The organism is Moraxella bovis, assembly GCF_002014975.1.
GTDB lineage: Bacteria > Pseudomonadota > Gammaproteobacteria > Pseudomonadales > Moraxellaceae > Moraxella > Moraxella bovis.
The window spans coordinates 67488-86118 of record NZ_MUXV01000022.1 but is presented as its reverse complement, the minus strand read 5'-3'; the positions used below and the strand labels follow the sequence as shown (position 1 = coordinate 86118).

The following is an 18631-nucleotide window of genomic DNA, read 5'->3' as shown; positions in this document are numbered from 1 at the left end:
TCGGCACAATGGAAATTTTGGTATTATATACCCTACTCTCAATTTAAAATCACCTCAAACCTAAGTGGTGGATTGCTAAGTTGTTTGTTAATCTGCACACAAAGACTGTAAGCCAAGGGCTTTCTAATCACACGATTAGACAGGTGCCATAAATCTCTTGCTTTGGTGGTTTTAAGTTAAGAGTGGGGTTATTCGATGTCATCAAACCATATCCACCACAACCAAAATATGCTACAATAATAACCCAAGCTGCAAGACAAACCACCGTTATTTACAGGATAGGCAAAATACTGCAAATGAACATCAAAAACACAGGGTTGCTCCCTTACCCCTGATCAAAGGACAGAGTATTATAGACAGACGGGAATATCTGTTTGTTGCGATACTGCCTGATAAAACAGGATTTACTGACAGCGAACACCGCAAGCAAGAGCTAAACCGTTTTGTCAATTTCTATAGCACCATTAAGCCACATTCATCTTTAGCCAAGAAAGATGACATTGCAGGAAAAACTTTGACCTTTACTTCTTGTGGGTGGTTAGAGTTTTATTTTAAACAAAATGTAAATAACGGGTGAAGTTTTTACATATCACCAATTTAGCTGACGATTTTTTATGGCAATCACACACCCCCAATTTGACCCTGTTGCCCTTGATTTGGGCTTTCTCCAAGTGCATTGGTATGGACTCATGTACTTGCTTGCCTTTTTGTCCGCCTACATATTGGCGACTTATCGTGGCAAAAAACGGGGCGATTTTACAGGCGAGATGGTCTCAGATTTGATATTTTTTGGGGCGATGGGCGTGATTTTGGGTGGTAGGATTGGCTATGTGATTTTGTACAATTTTGGCGAGTTTTTGGCAAACCCTGCTTATCTGTTTAAGGTATGGGAAGGGGGCATGAGCTTTCATGGTGGATTTATCGGTGTGGTCGTTGCCATGTTCTTTTTTGGACGTAAATACAAAAAACACGCCTTTACCGTGCTGGATTTTATCGCCCCTTGCGTGCCGTTAGGCTTGCTGTTTGGGCGGATTGGTAACTTTATTAACGGCGAGCTGTGGGGGCGGGTGTCACATGGTGATTATGCTCATCTCATGTACTTTCCCCAAGCGGTTCACGCTGACCATGAACTTATCAATGCTGACCCGAGTTTACATGAGATTGCCGTGCAAATGGGCGAATACTACCTACTGCCCCGCCATCCAAGCCAGCTTTATCAGGCATTCACCGAAGGCGTGCTACTGTTTATCCTCTTATGGTGGTTTAGTAGCAAGCCACGCCCACGCTATGCCGTGTCTGCTCTGTTTTTGCTGGGTTATGGGTGTAGCCGTTTTACCACAGAGTTTTTCCGTCAGCCTGATGTTGGCTATACGCTCATTTTTGGGTGGATGAGCAAGGGGCAACTATATAGCCTACCGATGATTATCGCTGGGGTAATTTTGTTGGTATTGGCTTATAAAAATAAGGTCTATGATTGGCAAAAGGCATGACGGATTTTAAGTTTAAAAACATGGAATTAACCTTCCCCATTTCGGTATTTATTTCTTTTAAAAATTACATCAAAGTTTTAAATATTTATTTTTGGATATTTGTTATCAGTCTTACCATAACAATATTAACCCAACTTAAATATAATTTTTATGCTTTGTGTACCTTTATTTTCTTGTTAATATTTTATGGTTTTTTTATATTTTTATTTCAAAAACCCAAACTTCTATTATATCCTGATAAAGTAGTTTTGGTTAATCACGGATTAGGCGAACCCAAAACACTTGCTTGGCAAGACTGTGTTTTTGATACAGACCATCGCATAGACGGTATGAATGATATGGATACCATCATTCTTTATTTATTATCCCAAAATAATAAAGGCAAAAAATATCGCTTTTGCGTGTTAAATTTAAATGCCATTCGTTTTAATGATAAACAATTTTCTATGGATGAGCATTTAGAAATTTTTAAAGCAATTAAGAATGGCAAGTTTAAAAATGGCGAATTTAAATAAAAACAGTCAAATGCAAAGTTTTGTCTTTAAAGATAAGACATTTGATTTTCCGATTGAAGTTTATCCTTATTTTTTGGATAAAGTTTCAATGAAAGCCTTTATTGTGATAATGATACTCACGGCTTTGGCAATGATATTTATCAGCATAATTACCGAAAATACTTTTGGGATTTGGTTGTTTGCCTTTGTGTCGGTTGCTCTTTTAATAATCTCTTATGCCCACAAAAAACCCAGATTTATCATTGAAAAAGATAAATTAATTTTGGTAGAACACGGCTTTATCAAACCCAAAGAATTGTATTGGAAAGACTGTATTTTATACCCCACTTTTAATAAAAGCAACGCCACAGGTCAAGAAATTCCTTTATTACATTTTTTATATAAAAATAACAATGGCGAAATGGAGCGGTTTAGTTGGCTGGGTTTAAAACAAATCCGCTTTAATGAACATCATTTTGATAAAGACGATACTTTAAAATTTTTTGAAAACATCAAATCATTAAGTGAAAAACAATGAAACAATATCTAGAACTCCTATCCCATATCCTAAACAATGGCGATGATAAAGGCGACCGTACAGGCACAGGCACTCGTAGCGTATTTGGCCATCAAATGCGGTTTAATTTGGCGGACGGTTTTCCCCTACTCACCACCAAAAAAGTCCATATGAAGTCCATTATTTATGAGCTTTTGTGGTTTATAAAAGGCGATACCGATGTTAAATACCTGCAAGACAATGGCGTAACCATTTGGGACGAATGGGCTACAGCAGAGCAAACCGCCCGTTTTGGACGAAAGGCAGGCGATTTGGGGGCGGTCTACGGTCATCAATGGCGTAATTTTGGGGCAAGCAAAAACGACAATGGCGACTATAATACAGACGGCTTTGACCAATTGTCTTGGCTAATTAACGAAATCAAAACCAACCCCAATTCTCGCCGTTTGATTATTTCAGGTTGGAATCCGATTGAAGCAGGGCAAGTTGCCTTACCGCCTTGTCATACTTTATTTCAATTTTTTGTGGTGAATAATAAACTCTCTTGCCAACTGTATCAACGCTCGGCAGATGTATTTTTGGGCGTGCCGTTTAATATTGCAAGCTATGCCCTTTTGACACATATGATTGCCCAAGTGTGTGATTTAGAGGTGGGCGAATTTATATGGACGGGGGGCGATACGCATTTGTATCATAATCATTTTGAACAAGCTAAATTGCAACTGACCCGTGAACCTTTACCACTTTGTGGGTTACAATTAAATCCTGATGTTAAAGATTTATTTGAATTTGACTTTGATGATATTAAGATTGTGAATTATCAATCGCACGAGAGAATAAAGGCAGATGTGGCGGTGTAAAAAATAAGGAGCTGTTATGACAAAAATCGTCCATGTGGTCGCCAAAGACCGTCAAAACTGTATCGGCAAGGATAATAATTTGGCTTGGCATATTCCTGCTGATTTAAAGCATTTTAAAGAAATTACCACAGGGGGCGTGATTGTCATGGGGCGAAAAACCTTCCAGTCGCTCGGTCGCCCCCTGCCCAATCGCACGCACCACGTCATCACAAAAGATACGACATGGACGGCGGACGGTGTGGCGGTCGCTCATGACTTGCCAACCGCTATCGACAACGCTAAGACGGACGCAGTGCGACTGGGCAAGGATAGGATTTTTATCATTGGTGGGGGCGAGATTTACCGCCAAAGCCTAAGTATGGCGGACATTTTGGAAATCACCGAAGTGGATTTGGACGTGCAAGGTGACACGCATTATCCTACCGTTACGGACGATTTTTGTGAAGTGTGGCGGTCAGATAGGCAGACAGACGATAAGAGCGGAATTGGGTTTGAGTTTGTGCGGTATGAAAAATCGGCATGGTTATTGCGTGATTATTGATGGTTTTTATTTTTCCATTTTAACAAGGTATTTTGGTAGTAGTCTGAAAAGTATGCCAAACTAGGTTTTCCGTTCGCCCTAAGCCTGCCTGCGGGTAGGAAAACCGTTAGGCTTCCCAACCTCGCCACGAACGGTTTTCTTTGTAGCATACTTTTTGAACCAGAGCCGGTATTTTTATGAAACATCTTAGCCTACTTGTCCTACTGGCATTCGCCCTAACTGGCTGTAACGCCATGACCGCCACTGCCGACAAAGCGATGAACAAACAAAGCTCATTTTCCCAAGAGCCCAGCACTCGCTATCCAACCGTTGATGAACAAAAAGACAGCGAGCAAGCCGAGTTCGGTCAGCAGACATTTGAATAATACCAAAAATCCCCAATCATGGGGATTTTTTATGCCATACTAGGACGTGCCTGCCTTTTGTATTTGCAATGAAAAATGCCCGTTTAAAAAAGCAGGGGAATCGCCCGTTTTTCAAGGAAAAAGTAAGGTTTGATAATCATTCTATCAAACAAGCTTTTATTATGAAAAACAATCCGACCACTTAACTGGGTAAATTTTTAAGAATTTTAACCTAATTTTTAAATTAAGTGGTCGGATAGCCATTTTTCATGCAAAAACATTGTTTTATTTCTAAAACAATTCCATGTTTTAAATTGTGTTATGAAGGTTAGGCACGCCCTAGAACTTAACGGTGGCACTTAGGCTAAAATTACGCCCCATTTGTGGCACAAAGGGCAAAAATGAGTTATGGATATACACTTTTTCATCAAGCACGTTATTGGCTCGTAGGGATAAGGTATAGTCTAGGTTGCCCCAGTGGTTATGATAGTCCAAGCCGAGATTGAGCATATCATAGCTGGCGGTCGCACTTTCTAGCTTAGATATGCGATTTTGCCCAAAGACGTGCGTATATTCTGCATCTGCCGACCAGTTGGCTGACAAATCCCCTTGCCAACGCAACCCCAAACGGGCAGGTGGCAATCTGGGTGTTGGCATGTTTGGTTGGGCAATGATTGGCTCATAGCTATAATTAAAATCATCGGTAAAATAATTATAATTACATCTTTGCATATTCTCTTCTGTATCTTCAGGTTTTGTCGTGGTGTAAGCTCCATCACAATAATAAGCCTTGGCGTAAGCATTAGGCAAATCTTTTAACTTGCCACGCACCAAATCGCCAAACAAACTAATGGCATGGCTGTCCATGTGATAAGTTACCATCCCCTCTAATCCATAAAAATCTGCTTTGGCTTGATTATGTCGTCTCATGAACAGATTGCCTTCACGGTAGATGTTTTCGTTATAAATGTAATTTTTAAAACGGCTGTGATAGGCATTGACCGCATAACTCCATTTGTCGCCAAAAAAAGAAATGCCCAAATCTAAGTTATCAGATTTCTCTTTATCCAGTCCGATATTACCAAATTCAAATGAATGCGTCGCCAGATGTTTGCCATGATAATAAAGCTCCATGGGTGTAGGCAGGCGTTCATTATGTGAATAAGTGGCAGACAGGCGGTAATCGGGTTTAAAATCCCACGTGGTACCAATACTGTATGAAGTGGCTTTTTCTTTATAAGTCGTTAAATCTGGCTCTTCATAATTTGGCGCAGGCAAGCATCCACTGCTAAATCCCCAGTCCCAACATTTTGGTTTTGGACGATAGCGGTCTAATTTGTCTTCCCTATAATCAATCGGAATGCTTTGTTTTTCAAAACGCGTCCCAAATTCCAATGCCCATTTGTCATTAGCCTGCCATCTCTCCAACCCAAAAATACTGACTTGCTTATTGGTATTGGCAATGAGTGGGTATCTTTGTCCTTCTTCTCTTTCATGGGGCAGATGAGCAAAACTCTCTTGCTTTTGCCACTGCACGCCCCACAGTCCCGATACATCTTTGACAGGTGTGTGATGAAATTCGACTCGGACATTTTTGCCTTGATTGCCAAAATAACCTGGCTTGTTATTAATGGTTTGTAGTCTGCCTGTGTATTTATCGAGTCTCTCAACTTCATGGTCATTTTCTTCGTGATAATAGTCTGATGATGTAAAAGACAGTGCGATTTTATCTAACCCCTTAAATGGCTTCTCCCACTGCGCCCTAACATCGATACGCTCAGACTCCATGTCAATCCAAGGCCCAGGGTGCGTGTGATCGTGTTCATAGCCCAAAGGGTGCTCATGACTCTGTCCTGGGTCATGAGCATGATCCGTACCGCAGTGAAAATGGGCAGATGAACTAAAATCCATATTCTGTATTAGATGGGGATAGGCTTTTAGATAATAGCGCGAGATGCTAGCTTCTGGAGTGAGTACATGTGCAATGCAGTTATCATAGGCGTGATTATGCCCTGGTATGCCATACTTATCCTGACGGCGACTGTATGACACGCCAATATGCCCCTTATCGCCGATATAGGATACGCCCACCGTACCAACGGTGGATTTATTATGGCTGTCAGGCAAATAGTCTAGCATGACATCAGACTGAAATTCTGGGACATCATAATCATCGGCACGGCGGGTCAACCCTTCGACTCGCACCGCCACGTTTTGCCCCACGCCCATATTAAGACTGGCAGTGGCAACTTTCTCGTTACTGCCTGTGTTATAGCGTAACAACATCTCGCCTTCGATGTTCTCCTTGGTGTTACCCTGTGGCATACGGCTAGGAATCCGCTCGTCAACGACATTCACCACGCCTGCCTGCGATGCTGTGCCATACAGTAGCGTACCCGCCCCACGCACCAGCTCCACACGGCTCGCCAGCAATGTATCGGCGGCGACCACATGGTCAGGTGATAGGGCAGACATATCAATGACGTCCGTGCCATTTTGTAGAATCTTCACTCGCACCCCGTCCTGTCCACGAATGATGGGCTTACTCGCCCCACCGCCAAAGGGATTAGAGTGAATACCCAGCTCGCCTGCCAAGGCATTACCCAGCGTTGCCGAGCGGTGTTTGAGTTTATCACGTCCCACCGTCATCTGCGTGCCGATGGACGGGTGGTCAATATAAATGGTCTCATCAGCAAGCACCACCGTCAGCTCATCGCTTTGGGTCTCATCAGCATAAGCAAGCTGAGCACTAAGGGCGACCGCCACCGCAAGGCATAAAGGGGTTTTGCTTGGGCGTTTGGGTATTTGATGATTGATCAAATGACGACTGGATTGTTTTAACACAATCTTACTCCTGTTTACATTACAATTAAAATTGAAACATTATAACATAACTATGATAAATTGAAATATTATAACATTTAAAAATAGCCGTCATTTAACAAAAAAGAGTGTCCATGATAGACACTCTTTTTATTCTATAAAATAAAATGGCTTTTACACGCTACTGCGGTGCATGGCTCTCATTGCTCTCATTCTGGGTTGGGCTTTGAGTTTGGCTGTCGCTTTGGGCTTGGGCTTGATTTTGACTTTGCTCAGCTTGTCTTTGGTCAATCTCCGCCATACTCGTGGCAGGGATAAATTGCCCGTTATTGACGTCCGTTCCCCGTTCGGCGTGTTCGGCTTTTAGCGATTTGGCAACTTCGGGGGGCATGTAGTTTTCATCATGCTTGGCAAGCACTTCACTGGCGACAAACGTCCCACCCTGCAACTCGCCTGTTGCCACTACCCCTGAATTTTCGGCAAACAAATCAGGCAATACACCCCGATACGTCATTGGTACAACCGCTTTATAATCGGTGATTTGAAATTGGATATTTAACGGGTCATTGGGATCTCGCTTAACCGAGCCTGCCACCACCATGCCCCCTGCACGGATACGCTTATTCTCAGGGGCTTTACCAGCAGTAATGGCGGTCGGGTCAAAATAATAATCTGTCTGCTGACGAATGGCGTACAAAATGAGTCCCACCGCCACCGCCACACCCACCAGCATGGCGATGACCCACATGAGTTTTTTTTGGCGTGCATTATTCATAACTTAACCCTTTGCCAGTGCTTGGCGTTGTTTGTTGGTGAGTTTTTTGGTCTGGGTGGACAGTTTGGCAATGGTCTTGGTGCGTTCGCTTTTGGCATACCAAATCATAAGCAGTATCGCCCCAAACACTAAGGCATAACACATCCACACATAAACCCCATGACCATTCATGTGGATAAAGTCTGCTAAATTTTGAAAATACGGTGTCATTGCTTGCCCCTTATTGAGCTGGCTATTTTTTGGCATTTAGGTAGTTGGCTACCCATGCTTTGTTGTGTTCACGTTGTAAAATCAAGGAATTGGTGCGATAAATGGCAAGAGCTGCCACCATAAAATACATACCGAGCATCATGATAAGCAGTGGCACCCACATACTGGCGGACATTTTTGGGGCGTTGGTTGCGGTAAACGTCGCCCCTTGATGTAGGGTATTCCACCATTCTACCGAGTATTTGATAATCGGCAGATTGACCGCCCCAACAATGGATAAAATCGCCGCCGCCTTGCCCCGATTTTGGCTGTGCTCAAAAGCACTAAACAGTGCCATGACCCCTGCATACAAAAACGCCAAAATCAGCATTGATGTCAAACGTGCGTCCCACACCCAGTACGTCCCCCATGTCGGTTTCGCCCAAATCGAGCCTGTCAAGAGACTTAGCACACAGCAGATAAAGCCAATCGGGGCGATCGCTTGGGCGACAATATTGGCGGTTTTGATTTTCCACACCAAAAAAATGACCCCAAGCACGCTCATGGCAAAATAAATACTCATGGCAAGGCTGGCGGTTGGCACATGGATAAAAATAATACGGTAACTGTTGCCCTGCAAATAATCAGGCGGAGCGAACATGAGTCCCCATACCGTGCCAATGCTCATGAATACAAAGGCAATGAGGGCAAGCCACTTGACCCACGGCGAGAAAATCTTAAAAAATCGCTCTGTGCCAACGGTCGTCAAAAAACCCTGCCAAAGACGATTAAAAAATCCTGAATTTTTGGCGGCTGGGGGACTGGCTTTTTGGGCGTTTGGCATGGCTCACCGTAACAATGTCAATGGCAGTAAAGGTAATGATTAAAATTGAGAATAGGACAATAAATGGCTAATTATAGCATATTTTTGGCGATTGTCAGTAATTGATAAACCACCAACAATGACCGACTTGGTAAAAAATCTGTCAAATTCGCTCATTTATAAAACAAATTTTTCTCATTTTGCCCTTTTTGCCTAATTATTTTGAAAAAATTAAAAATTTTTGCCGATTTTGGTAAAAATGATTTGCCTTTTTTATCAGATTTGTTCAAAATATACGATTAACTTTTGATTTTAAAAAATAACCGAGAAATTCATGACTGACCGCCCCATTGCCCTTGATTTACAAGACATTCACAAAAATTATGGCTCGCTTGAAGTCTTAAAAGGCGTCTCTTTGACCGCTTATGACGGCGATGTCATCAGTATCTTAGGGTCATCAGGTTCGGGAAAATCTACCCTGCTTCGCTGTATCAATTTATTAGAAAAGCCCAGTGCTGGCAAGATTTTTGTGGGCAATGAAGAACTACAACTCACCCCCAAAAAAGGCGAGCTTACCGCCAAAAACCCCAAACAACTTGAAAAACTTCGCTCTGAGATTGGCTTTGTGTTTCAATCATTTAACCTATGGCCACACAAGACCATTTTGGAGAATATCACCGAAGCCCCCATTCATGTGCTGGGCGTGAGCAAGGCAGACGCCATTGCCGAAGGTGAACGCCTGCTTGCCAAAGTGGGACTACTGGACAAAAAAGACGCCTACCCTGACAACCTATCAGGCGGTCAGCGTCAGCGTGTGGCAATCGCCCGTTCGCTTGCCATGAAACCCAAAGTTCTGCTGTTTGATGAACCCACGTCCGCCCTAGACCCAGAGCTTGTTAATGAAGTGCTGGCGGTCATGCGTGAACTTGCCAGCGAAGGGCGTACCATGCTTATCGTTACCCATGAAATGCGATTTGCCAAAGAAGTCTCAACCAAAGTCGTCTTTTTACATCAAGGACGAATCGAAGAGATGGGTACGCCAACCGAAGTATTTGAAAATCCCAAATCCGAGCGTGTCAAAGAATTTATGGCGTCTCATCAATAAAGTAAGCACCCAACCCTTTTACCGACTTTTTATCAACCCCGAACATAAGGATTGTTATGAACGCATTTGCCAAATTCTCCCTAAGCCTACTCACAGCCAGCACCCTAGTTGCCTGTGGGGGTGACAAGCCTGCCGATGTACCAAAGGCAGACGCCACCGCCCCACAAGCAGGCGAAGGCAAAAGTCTGATCATCGCCACAGAAGCCAACTACCCACCCTTTAATAACATGACTGCCGATGGTAAAATTATCGGTTTTGATGTGGATGTCATCAATGCCGTCTGTGCCGAGATTAAAGCAAACTGCGACATCGTGGCACAGGACTGGGACGGCTTATTACCCGGTCTTTTGACCAACAAATACGATGCGGTCATCGCAGGTATGTCCATCACGCCCGAACGCCAAGCACAGGTTGATTTCTCTGAGCCGTATTTTAGTAATACCATCGTGTGGCTCTCCAAAACGGACGGCTCATTTGACCCAAGTAACATCAAAAATCTGGTGCTAGGCAGTCAGCGTTCTACCACAGGCGCGGACTACATCACCCAAAAATATGATGGCAAAGACGGCAACCGTGTTCAGCTTTATGACACCTACACCAACTCTTATCTTGACCTAAAAGCAGGGCGAAATCATGCGGTCATGGCAGAGAAAGTCTCGGCAATGGACTGGCTAAAACAAGGCAATGACGGCTTTGGACTGGTCGGAGATGAGATTGACAACAACGACAATCTAGGCATTGCCGTGCGTAAAGGCGACGCTCTAAAAGCGGACTTTGATAAAGCACTCGCCACCCTAAAAGCCAATGGCAGACTTGCCGAGCTAGAAAAACAGCACTTTGGCGATACTGCCAAGCCAACACCAAGCGAGACTGCCGAGCCATCAGTGGTTGAACCTGCTGACACTGTCAAAGCAGAAGAGTCTGCTACTGCCGAGCCTGCAAAAAGCGAATAATTTAAAACCACCACCAACCAAAAGGTTTTATCATGAAAATCAAATACTTAGCCATCGCCTTAACCGCCCTTGCCCTAACTGCCTGCGGGGGTGACAAACCTGCCGATACCACCGCAAACACCGCCACTACTGGCACCAATGACGGCAAAAAAGTACTGATTGCGACCGAATCGAGCTTTAAGCCATTTAGCTATTTGGACAATACAGGCAATCTGATCGGTTTTGAGATTGACCTTGCCAATGCCCTATGCACCGAGATGAAAGCCGACTGCGACATCGTAGCACAGGACTGGGACAGTCTCATTCCAAGCCTACAAGCCAATAAATCGGATGCCATCATGGCAGGTATGTCTATCACGCCAGAACGCCTAGAAGTGTTGGATTTCTCTGATGCCTACTTTGATAACACGCTTATCCTAGTTGGCAAAAAAGGCGACAACATCACCATTAACGACCTAGCGGGCAAAACCGTGGGCGTACAGCAAGCCACCGTCTCGGGCGAATATCTTGCCAAACATCAGCCTAACGCTACCGTCAAGGCTTATGACAAGCAGGACAACGTCCATCTTGACCTAAGTGCAGGGCGTATTGATTATATGCTTGCCGACTTCGTGCCAGCGTCTGATTGGCTAAAAACCGATGCAGGGGCAAACTTTGAGATTAAGGGCGAGCCGATTGATATTAATGATAAAGTAGGTATTGCCGTGCGTAAAGATGATGCCCTAAAAGGCGAGTTTAACACCGCTTTGGCAAATCTAAAAGCCAGTGGCAAATATGACGAGCTTGTGGCAAAATACTTTGCAATCACTGGGTCTGCCAGTATTCCTGACAACGTTCCCACTCCTGCTGACACGCCTGCCCCTGCTGGCGATACCGAGCCTGTGAGCGAGCCTGCGGACGCAAACGCAAGCGAGACTGCCGAGCCTACCAAGAAATAATCAACACACAACGCATAGGGTAAGCCCTGTGCGTTTTTGTTTTATCAATCAACTTACTTGACTGACATTTATTAAGGACAATTAATGAAACATACTGCCTTAGTCGCACTTATTGGCACCTTACTGCTGACCGCCTGTGGGGGCGGTAAACCCGCCGATAATACCACCACAACAAGCACCAATAACACCACCCAAACCCTGCGCATTGCCACCGAAGGGGCGTACGCACCCTTTAACTACACCAACAATGACAGCTCTCTAGCAGGATTCGATGTGGACATTGCCAATGCCCTATGTGCCAAAATGGCAGTCACCTGTGAGATTGATGCCCAAGATTGGGACGGTATCATTCCTGCCCTAAAAACGGGTAAATTTGACGCCATCGTCTCTGCCATGTCTATCACTCCCGAACGCTTCGAACAGGTGAGTTTTAGCGAGCCATATTTTGTCAATACTTTGGTTTTTGTTGCCAAAAATGGCAGTACCTTTGACCCTGCCAATCCTGACCACATCAAATCCGCCAAAATCTCCGCCCAAGGCTCCACCATTTCTAGCCAATGGCTCACCCAAACCTATCCTGATGTCAAGCCAATTCTACATAGCACACTAGACAATGCCTTTTTAGACTTAGGGGCGAGCCGCTCGGACGTGATCATCAGCGACAAAATGCCTGCGATGACATGGCTAGGGAGTGAGCTTGGTAAGGATTTTGCGGTAAAAGGCGATGAGATTGACATTAATGACAACTTTGCCATCGCTGTTGATAAGGGTAATGATGAACTGCTTGCCAAATTCAACCAAGCCCTAGCCGACATCAAAGCAGACGGCACTTATGATAAAATCGTCATTGAGCATTTTGGCGAGAGTATGGTTAGTAAATAGCTATTCTTTTTGAGTTATTTTAAAAACTTAACACAAATTTACAAAAATTTGGTAAAATAAGCGTTTTACTCTATTTTACCCCTTTGATAAGGTTACCTCTTAACAAAGTGATACAGCCAAAATAGACAAGCAAGCCTTGTCTATTTTTATTGAACAGCCATCAACACAATAACCACAAAGACCGCCACACCATGTTAGAACTCCACGGATACACCGATTTACTTTGGCAAGGCACGATTTTGACCGTCAAATTAGGCGTAACGAGCCTGATTTTCGGCTTGATTTTCGGGCTATTGGGGGCGACTGCCAAGCTCTCTAATATTTGGCTGTTTAAAAGCCTTGCCAACATCTACACAACGGTGGTGCGTGGCATTCCTGAACTCTTGGTAGTCTTTGCCATCTATTTTGGGGGCGATATTCTTGTATCGTTTATTGCCAAAGAAGTCTTTGGTTATAGCGGACGGATTGATATTGGCAGTTTTTGGCCAGGTGTGGTCGCCCTATCGGTCATGTTTGGGGCATATGCCACCGAAGTGTTTCGCATGGCAATCCAAGAAATTCCCAAAGGACAGTGGGAAGCCTCCCAATCACTGGGCATGCGACCTGCTCAGACCTTTTTTCGCATTATCCTGCCACAGATGTGGGTGATTGCCCTGCCTGGTTTGGGCAATTTGTTTTTGGTGCTATTAAAAGACACCGCCCTTGTCTCGCTCATCGGGCTTAAAGATTTGATTTATTATTCATCTCGTGCCGCCCAGTCCACCCAAGAACCTTTTACCTTTTATCTTGTGGCAGCTCTTATTTATCTATGCCTGACAGCGGTCGTCACTGCCTGTATCAGCTTTGGAGAATGGCGAGCCAATCCTGCCAAACGTTACGCCCAAAAATTACTTAGACAAAAACATACGGGGGCAAACGCATGAGCTGGAACTGGCAAGCGATTATCACGCATTTTCCCGAACTTCTAAAAGCCTCCATTACCACCTTGGAGCTTGTGGCATTATCTAGCATTACCGGGCTGATTTTTGGGGTGGTTTTGGCACTGCTTAGACTCTCCAAAAATCCTTTGGTGCAGGTTTTTCCTTTTTTATACATTTTCTTTTTTCGTGGCACGCCCTTATTGGTGCAGATTTTTCTGATTTATTATGGCCTTGGGCAGTTTAAAGCCATTCAAGAGAGCGTACTGTGGAAGCCTGTGCTTAGTCAAGCCTACTGGTGTGCCATCATCGCCTTTACGCTAAACACCGCCGCTTATGTCGCTGAGATTGTGCGTGGGGCGATACAGGCAGTTCCTCGTGGCGAGCTTGAAGCGGCGGATGCTTTGGGCATGTCGCCTGTGCAGAAATTTACCCGCATTACCCTGCCCCGTGCCTTTGGGATCATGATACCTGCATACAGCAACGAAGTGATTTTTATGCTCAAAGGCTCGGCACTGGCAAGCACCATCACGGTCATGGACTTGATGTACGCCTCCAAAGTCATCATCGCCAAGACATACCTGACCTTAGAGATTTATTTTGCTGCAGGTATCATCTATCTGCTTATCTCATGGTTGATATTGGCACTGTTTCGCTTATTTGACCGCTCATTTAATAAGCACAAAAGATATAATCCTGTTCAAAAATAACAAAAACGGCAACTTGGTTTGCCGTTTTTGTTTGTTACAAATACATCTTTAACCCCCCAAAAAAATCTCTTGATATTTTGGAAAATACATCCACCGAACCCCAAAAAAATACCACAAATCCACATAAAATAAAGCGGGCCCACCTTCTGTATTTGCAATGAAAATCACGAAAAATCGCCCGTTTTTCAAGGAAAAAGTGAAGCTTGATGGTTATTCTATCAAACAAGCTTTTAAATTCGAGCCACAATCCGAACCATTCAACTGGGTAAATTTTAAGAATTTTAACTTAATTTTTTTAAATTTAAGCGGTTGGATAGCCATTTTTCATGCAAAATTGATTGCAATTTTAAGTTTTCACTTCGCTCTTAGGTTAAGACGTTAACTTATTGATTATCTGATAATTATTTTTTGGATTGTAGGGGTGAATTGCAATTTTCCCTTGATAAATCAATTACTTGTATGGATTTGAGAATGGGGTAGTTTTCATCTTATTTTATAAGAATATTATCAATGGTAGGCATGCCCTAGTATTTTAGCAGGTTTTGGGCGGATTGAAAAATAGATAATGGGTGGGTATAATGGCACAAATTTCCCATTATCAACCTACCAAATCGCCATGTCCGAATTTAACAAAACCAAAGGGCTAAAACGCATCATCAATACGCTGTCGTATTCCAAAGACGGCTTTAAGGTGGCCATCAAAGAGCCTGCGATTTTTCAGCTTATCCTGCTCCATATGCCTTTGATAATCCTTACGTTGTGGCTCGATATGGCGTTGGCGGTCAAGATGATGCTTGTGGCAGGGTCGTTTTTGTCGCTCATTGTGGAATTTTTTAATACCGCCCTAGAAGCTGCCGTTGACCACACATCTATGGAGCATCACCCCCTTGCCAAAATCGCCAAAGATGTCGGCTCGTCCGCTCAGTCGCTGGCACTTATTTTGGTGGCGGTGCTGTGGGGTATGGCGATGTTTGGATAAAAACAAAAAGAGCAAAAATTTGCTCTTTTATCATAATTAATCATCAATCAACCCATCAGCCATCAGACTTTTTGACAAAAACCAACATCAGCCAGCCGATGATGAGTAGCGTTCCGCCCATTGGGGTTATCGCCCCAAGCCATCTAGGCATCCCCAGTGCCATCAAGTAGAGCGTGCCACTAAAAATGGCAATGCCTATTTGTAAGGTCATGGCAACCCTATGAATGCGATAGGCAGATACCGCCCCTAATACGCCCAACGCCAATATCCCCAAGCCATGCACGAACAGATAGAGCGTGGCAGTCTGCCAAATATCAAGCTCATAAGGCGTGGCGATTTTCTTTAAGCCATGAGCCCCAAACGCCCCAAGTGCCACCGCTGTCGCAAGATTCACGCCTGCTACTTTTATCCAGTTTATCATCTGTTCATCTGTTCGTTCTAATCAAAGAGCATGTTATCAATGGTCATTGCTTCACGGATTTTATCCATGGCATTTTTCTCAATCTGACGCACCCGCTCGGCTGAGATGTTATAAACCGCCGCTAAGTCATGCAAGGTGGATTTTTGGTCGGCAAGCCAACGCTGAGTGATGATGTCTCGAGAACGCTCATCCAAGCCATCCATCGCTTCTTTTAGGGCGGTGGTCGTATTCTCTTCCCAGTCAGCATCTTCGACCATCTCGGCAGGATTGACCCCATCTTCTAAAAAAAGCTGGGGAGCATAACGCCCATCTTCATCGTCAGAGTCTTGTAACTCAAAGGACGCATCATAACTGGTCAAGCGTGATTCCATTTCTAGGACTTGCTTGACCGTGACGTTTAGGTCTTTGGCGATGGCTTCGGCTTCTTCTAAGGTAAGCTGATTGCTTGATTTTTTAAGGCTACGCAAATTAAAAAACAGCTTGCGGTGTGCTTTGGTGGTGGCAACTTTGACAATCCGCCAATTTTTGATGACAAATTCATGAATCTCCGCCTTAATCCAATGCACCGCAAAGCTCACAAGGCGTACGCCCTTGGTAGGGTCAAAGCGTTTGACCGCTTTCATGAGTCCCAAATTACCTTCTTGAATCAAATCCGCCTGCGACAGACCATACCCTGAATAACTGCGTGCGATGTGTATCACAAACCGCAAATGACTCATGACCAGTAGCCGTGCCGCTTCCACGTCGCCATCTTGATAGTACCGCTCGGCAAGCTCTCGCTCTTCATCGGGGGTCAAGATAGGAATCTGATGTACGGTATTGATGTACGCCCCCAAATTCACCCCAGGGGCGGTCAAATTGGCGGGCATGGCAGGCACCAAATCCTTGGTGGCGACATCATAACGTGGTACGGCACTGGGGGCGTGGCTAGTATGGTTGGCAAGCACAGGGGCAAGGCTTGCCCCATCATGGGACTGCTCGTCCGTTTCTAATCCACTCTCTGACTCATCGAATGCCAGCTCATCAGCGTCATCAATCTCATGAAAGCCGTCCAATTCGTCTAATTCATCAGATAACAACTCATCAGACAGTAGCTCATCAGAAAAACCGTCAAGCTCATCTAATCCATCATCTAGCTCATCTTCATCTAACATATCAGACGACTTAAAATCACGCTCATCGGCATAATCACCGCCATAATCGTCAAAGTCATCAAAACCATCATAATCATAATTTTTGGGCATGTTTTCTTTCTACCAACAAATCATCAGTTTAAATATCGCCCCATTTTAAGCCGAAATCCGCCCAAATGCTAGCGGTTTTTACACCTTTTTGTTAGGACGTGTGAACATTAATAACATTTATTAACATTTGGTGAAATTTTATGATTTTAAATTATTTTTGCATGAAAAATGGTCAAATCTTGTGGCTCGAAGTCAAAAGCTCGTTTGATAGAGTGGCTATCAAACTTCATTTTTTCCTTAAAAAACGGGCAGTCCCCTTACTTTTTTAAACAGGTATTTTTCATTGCAAATACCAACGTTCAACACGCCCTAATCAAAAAGTGAAAGATTGTATCTGTTTGCCCATACGCCCATGTCTTGACCGTCAGCCCGTTTTTTTGGCAATACGCCACAAGGTCGGTTTGTGAATTTTTATCGGTGGCAAGCAGATACAACCCCCGCCCTGCCCCCACATCTCGCAAGGTTACTTTTGCCTTTAACAAAGGCATGGGGCAAGGCAGACGGCGTGCATCAAAAAAATGACTGACACACGCCACATCATCGGCGGTTATCAGACGCTCAGTCAAAGCAAAATGCAAAGCATCCGTCATATTAACATCATCTACCACATCGGCAGGCAGAATGTCATAAATAAGGTCAAAAACAGCGGATAAATCGGTCATGGCAATGGCTCAAAAAATGGCTCAAAAAACAGCTTAGAATAATCCATCATGGGGGCAAATCCATGACTTTACAAGATAATCACGGGGCAAATCAATGTCCATACTATTTTTTATAAAAGCCAAATCATTATGTTTCTTATGTCAATTTTTGGCATGATGTAAAATAAAACAGACACCACTGTAAACACACCCACGTCGCTTAATACTCCATCCATTTACAAAAACCTTTAATAAAATAACGCAGGTTCACTAAAATTCTGATAAGATAATGCATGATTTGGCAATTTCGCCAATATTTACTTTATTTGATAGGATACTCCATGAGTTTATTACAAAACATCATCACCCAAGTCGCCCAAAATGCCCTAACAGGCGGTCAATCCCAACAAAACAGCGGACTGGGCGGTATGCTTGGGCAAGTGGTGGCAAGTCAGCTTGGCGGTGGTCAATCCCAAGCCCAAGGCGGACTAGGCGGGGTACTAGGCTCGCTCCTAGGCGGTGGTCAGACTCGCCAAAACGTGCCTGCCAGTGACCTAGGCAGTGTGTTGGGTCAAGTGCTTGGCAGTCAGTCCGCCCAACAAAAAGGCGGGTTTAACAAAAACACCCTACTCCTTGCTCTTATCCCCATCGTGCTGGGCTATATCCAAAAAAATGGCGGTCTGTCAGGCGTGCTTGCCAAATTCCAAGGCAACGGACTGGGCAATAAAGCCCAATCATGGGTAAACATCGATACCGATAATGACGGACTAGACGCCCAAGACGTGATGAGTCTGTTTGGCAAAGATGAGATTAACCGTGCCTGTCAGCAAACAGGAGCCAGCGAGACAGAAGTCTGCCAAGGCATTGCCGAGCTACTGCCACAAGTGGTGAACGACCTAACCCCCAATGGCGACCTAGCCACCGAAAACGAAGCCAATGCCGAGATTAGTCAGATTTTACAGCAGGTGAATACCAATCGCTAGTG

The 18631-nt window shown here is 44.2% G+C and carries 21 protein-coding genes and 1 pseudogene; 14 read left to right on the top strand and 8 right to left on the bottom strand.

The genetic code is table 11. From position 1 onward, the window contains the following. Positions 1 to 38: 38 nt before the first annotated feature. A pseudogene (locus B0182_RS15315) lies at positions 39 to 173 on the bottom strand (IS982 family transposase); the annotation flags it as partial. Positions 174 to 614: 441 nt separating this feature from the next. On the opposite strand from B0182_RS15315, the gene lgt reads away from it, so the two are divergent. The 6 genes from lgt (at position 615) to B0182_RS05445 (ending at position 4267) form a co-directional block, all read left to right on the top strand. After that, on the top strand, positions 615 to 1490 hold the full coding sequence (lgt, locus tag B0182_RS05470; RefSeq protein ID WP_078273950.1) for a prolipoprotein diacylglyceryl transferase: 876 nt from the start codon (positions 615 to 617) through the stop codon (positions 1488 to 1490). Next, positions 1487 to 2005 carry a hypothetical protein gene (locus tag B0182_RS05465; RefSeq protein WP_078273949.1) on the top strand — a complete coding sequence of 173 codons (519 nt, stop codon included), beginning with the start codon at positions 1487 to 1489 and terminating at the stop codon, positions 2003 to 2005. The genes lgt and B0182_RS05465 overlap by 4 nt, the downstream gene beginning before the upstream one ends. Next, positions 1974 to 2522, top strand: a complete 549-nt coding sequence (locus tag B0182_RS05460) for a hypothetical protein (RefSeq protein ID WP_078273948.1) — start codon at positions 1974 to 1976, stop codon at positions 2520 to 2522. The genes B0182_RS05465 and B0182_RS05460 overlap by 32 nt, the downstream gene beginning before the upstream one ends. Next, positions 2519 to 3361, top strand: coding sequence for a thymidylate synthase (locus tag B0182_RS05455; protein WP_078273947.1), 843 nt, complete (start codon positions 2519 to 2521; stop codon positions 3359 to 3361). The genes B0182_RS05460 and B0182_RS05455 overlap by 4 nt, the downstream gene beginning before the upstream one ends. A 16-nt stretch (positions 3362 to 3377) precedes the next feature. Beyond that, entirely contained in the window at positions 3378 to 3902 is a 525-nt protein-coding gene (locus B0182_RS05450; protein ID WP_078273946.1) for a dihydrofolate reductase, read from the top strand. Between the two features lie 176 nt (positions 3903 to 4078). After that, positions 4079 to 4267, top strand: coding sequence for a hypothetical protein (locus B0182_RS05445; protein ID WP_078273945.1), 189 nt, complete (start codon positions 4079 to 4081; stop codon positions 4265 to 4267). Positions 4268 to 4585: 318 nt separating this feature from the next. Here the strand turns inward: B0182_RS05445 and B0182_RS05440 are convergent, their stop codons facing one another. The 4 genes from B0182_RS05440 to B0182_RS05425 form a co-directional block, all read right to left on the bottom strand. After that, the gene (locus B0182_RS05440) at positions 4586 to 7090 is read right to left on the bottom strand and encodes a TonB-dependent receptor (protein WP_244893648.1); all 2505 of its coding nucleotides are present in this window, start codon (positions 7088 to 7090) and stop codon (positions 4586 to 4588) included. Positions 7091 to 7250: 160 nt separating this feature from the next. Then, positions 7251 to 7844: a cytochrome c maturation protein CcmE gene (gene ccmE, locus B0182_RS05435; protein ID WP_078273944.1), complete on the bottom strand. Its 594-nt coding sequence runs from the start codon at positions 7842 to 7844 to the stop codon at positions 7251 to 7253. A gap of 3 nt (positions 7845 to 7847) precedes the next feature. Next, positions 7848 to 8054, bottom strand: a complete 207-nt coding sequence (gene ccmD, locus B0182_RS05430) for a heme exporter protein CcmD (protein WP_078274024.1) — start codon at positions 8052 to 8054, stop codon at positions 7848 to 7850. 22 nt (positions 8055 to 8076) lie between these two features. Continuing rightward, positions 8077 to 8877 carry a heme ABC transporter permease gene (locus tag B0182_RS05425; protein WP_078273943.1) on the bottom strand — a complete coding sequence of 267 codons (801 nt, stop codon included), beginning with the start codon at positions 8875 to 8877 and terminating at the stop codon, positions 8077 to 8079. A gap of 313 nt (positions 8878 to 9190) precedes the next feature. Between B0182_RS05425 and B0182_RS05420 the strand changes: the two genes are divergently transcribed. The 7 genes from B0182_RS05420 (at position 9191) to B0182_RS05385 (ending at position 15340) form a co-directional block, all read left to right on the top strand. Beyond that, positions 9191 to 9961: an ABC transporter ATP-binding protein gene (locus B0182_RS05420; protein WP_078273942.1), complete on the top strand. Its 771-nt coding sequence runs from the start codon at positions 9191 to 9193 to the stop codon at positions 9959 to 9961. Positions 9962 to 10017: 56 nt separating this feature from the next. Continuing rightward, the gene (locus B0182_RS05415) at positions 10018 to 10914 is read left to right on the top strand and encodes a transporter substrate-binding domain-containing protein (RefSeq protein ID WP_078273941.1); all 897 of its coding nucleotides are present in this window, start codon (positions 10018 to 10020) and stop codon (positions 10912 to 10914) included. Positions 10915 to 10946: 32 nt separating this feature from the next. Next, complete coding sequence (locus B0182_RS05410) at positions 10947 to 11852, top strand: transporter substrate-binding domain-containing protein (protein WP_078273940.1); 906 nt, start codon at positions 10947 to 10949, stop codon at positions 11850 to 11852. 84 nt (positions 11853 to 11936) lie between these two features. After that, on the top strand, positions 11937 to 12734 hold the full coding sequence (locus B0182_RS05405) for a transporter substrate-binding domain-containing protein (RefSeq protein ID WP_078273939.1): 798 nt from the start codon (positions 11937 to 11939) through the stop codon (positions 12732 to 12734). 191 nt (positions 12735 to 12925) lie between these two features. Then, complete coding sequence (locus tag B0182_RS05400; RefSeq protein ID WP_078274023.1) at positions 12926 to 13657, top strand: ABC transporter permease; 732 nt, start codon at positions 12926 to 12928, stop codon at positions 13655 to 13657. Continuing rightward, entirely contained in the window at positions 13654 to 14361 is a 708-nt protein-coding gene (locus tag B0182_RS05395) for an ABC transporter permease (protein ID WP_078273938.1), read from the top strand. The genes B0182_RS05400 and B0182_RS05395 overlap by 4 nt, the downstream gene beginning before the upstream one ends. A gap of 616 nt (positions 14362 to 14977) precedes the next feature. Further along, positions 14978 to 15340: a diacylglycerol kinase gene (locus B0182_RS05385; protein ID WP_078274022.1), complete on the top strand. Its 363-nt coding sequence runs from the start codon at positions 14978 to 14980 to the stop codon at positions 15338 to 15340. A 55-nt stretch (positions 15341 to 15395) separates the two neighbouring features. On the opposite strand, the gene B0182_RS05380 is transcribed toward B0182_RS05385, so the two are convergent. The 3 genes from B0182_RS05380 to B0182_RS05370 all read right to left on the bottom strand — a co-directional run bounded on the left by B0182_RS05380 (position 15396) and on the right by B0182_RS05370 (position 17667). After that, positions 15396 to 15761: a DUF423 domain-containing protein gene (locus B0182_RS05380; RefSeq protein ID WP_029102349.1), complete on the bottom strand. Its 366-nt coding sequence runs from the start codon at positions 15759 to 15761 to the stop codon at positions 15396 to 15398. A 17-nt stretch (positions 15762 to 15778) separates the two neighbouring features. Next, positions 15779 to 16630 carry an RNA polymerase sigma factor RpoH gene (rpoH, locus tag B0182_RS05375; RefSeq protein ID WP_208624110.1) on the bottom strand — a complete coding sequence of 284 codons (852 nt, stop codon included), beginning with the start codon at positions 16628 to 16630 and terminating at the stop codon, positions 15779 to 15781. Between the two features lie 674 nt (positions 16631 to 17304). Next, the gene (locus B0182_RS05370) at positions 17305 to 17667 is read right to left on the bottom strand and encodes a sulfurtransferase TusA family protein (RefSeq protein ID WP_143821672.1); all 363 of its coding nucleotides are present in this window, start codon (positions 17665 to 17667) and stop codon (positions 17305 to 17307) included. A gap of 320 nt (positions 17668 to 17987) precedes the next feature. Between B0182_RS05370 and B0182_RS05365 the strand changes: the two genes are divergently transcribed. Continuing rightward, positions 17988 to 18629 carry a YidB family protein gene (locus tag B0182_RS05365; RefSeq protein ID WP_078273936.1) on the top strand — a complete coding sequence of 214 codons (642 nt, stop codon included), beginning with the start codon at positions 17988 to 17990 and terminating at the stop codon, positions 18627 to 18629. The last annotated feature ends 2 nt before the right edge of the window (positions 18630 to 18631 follow it).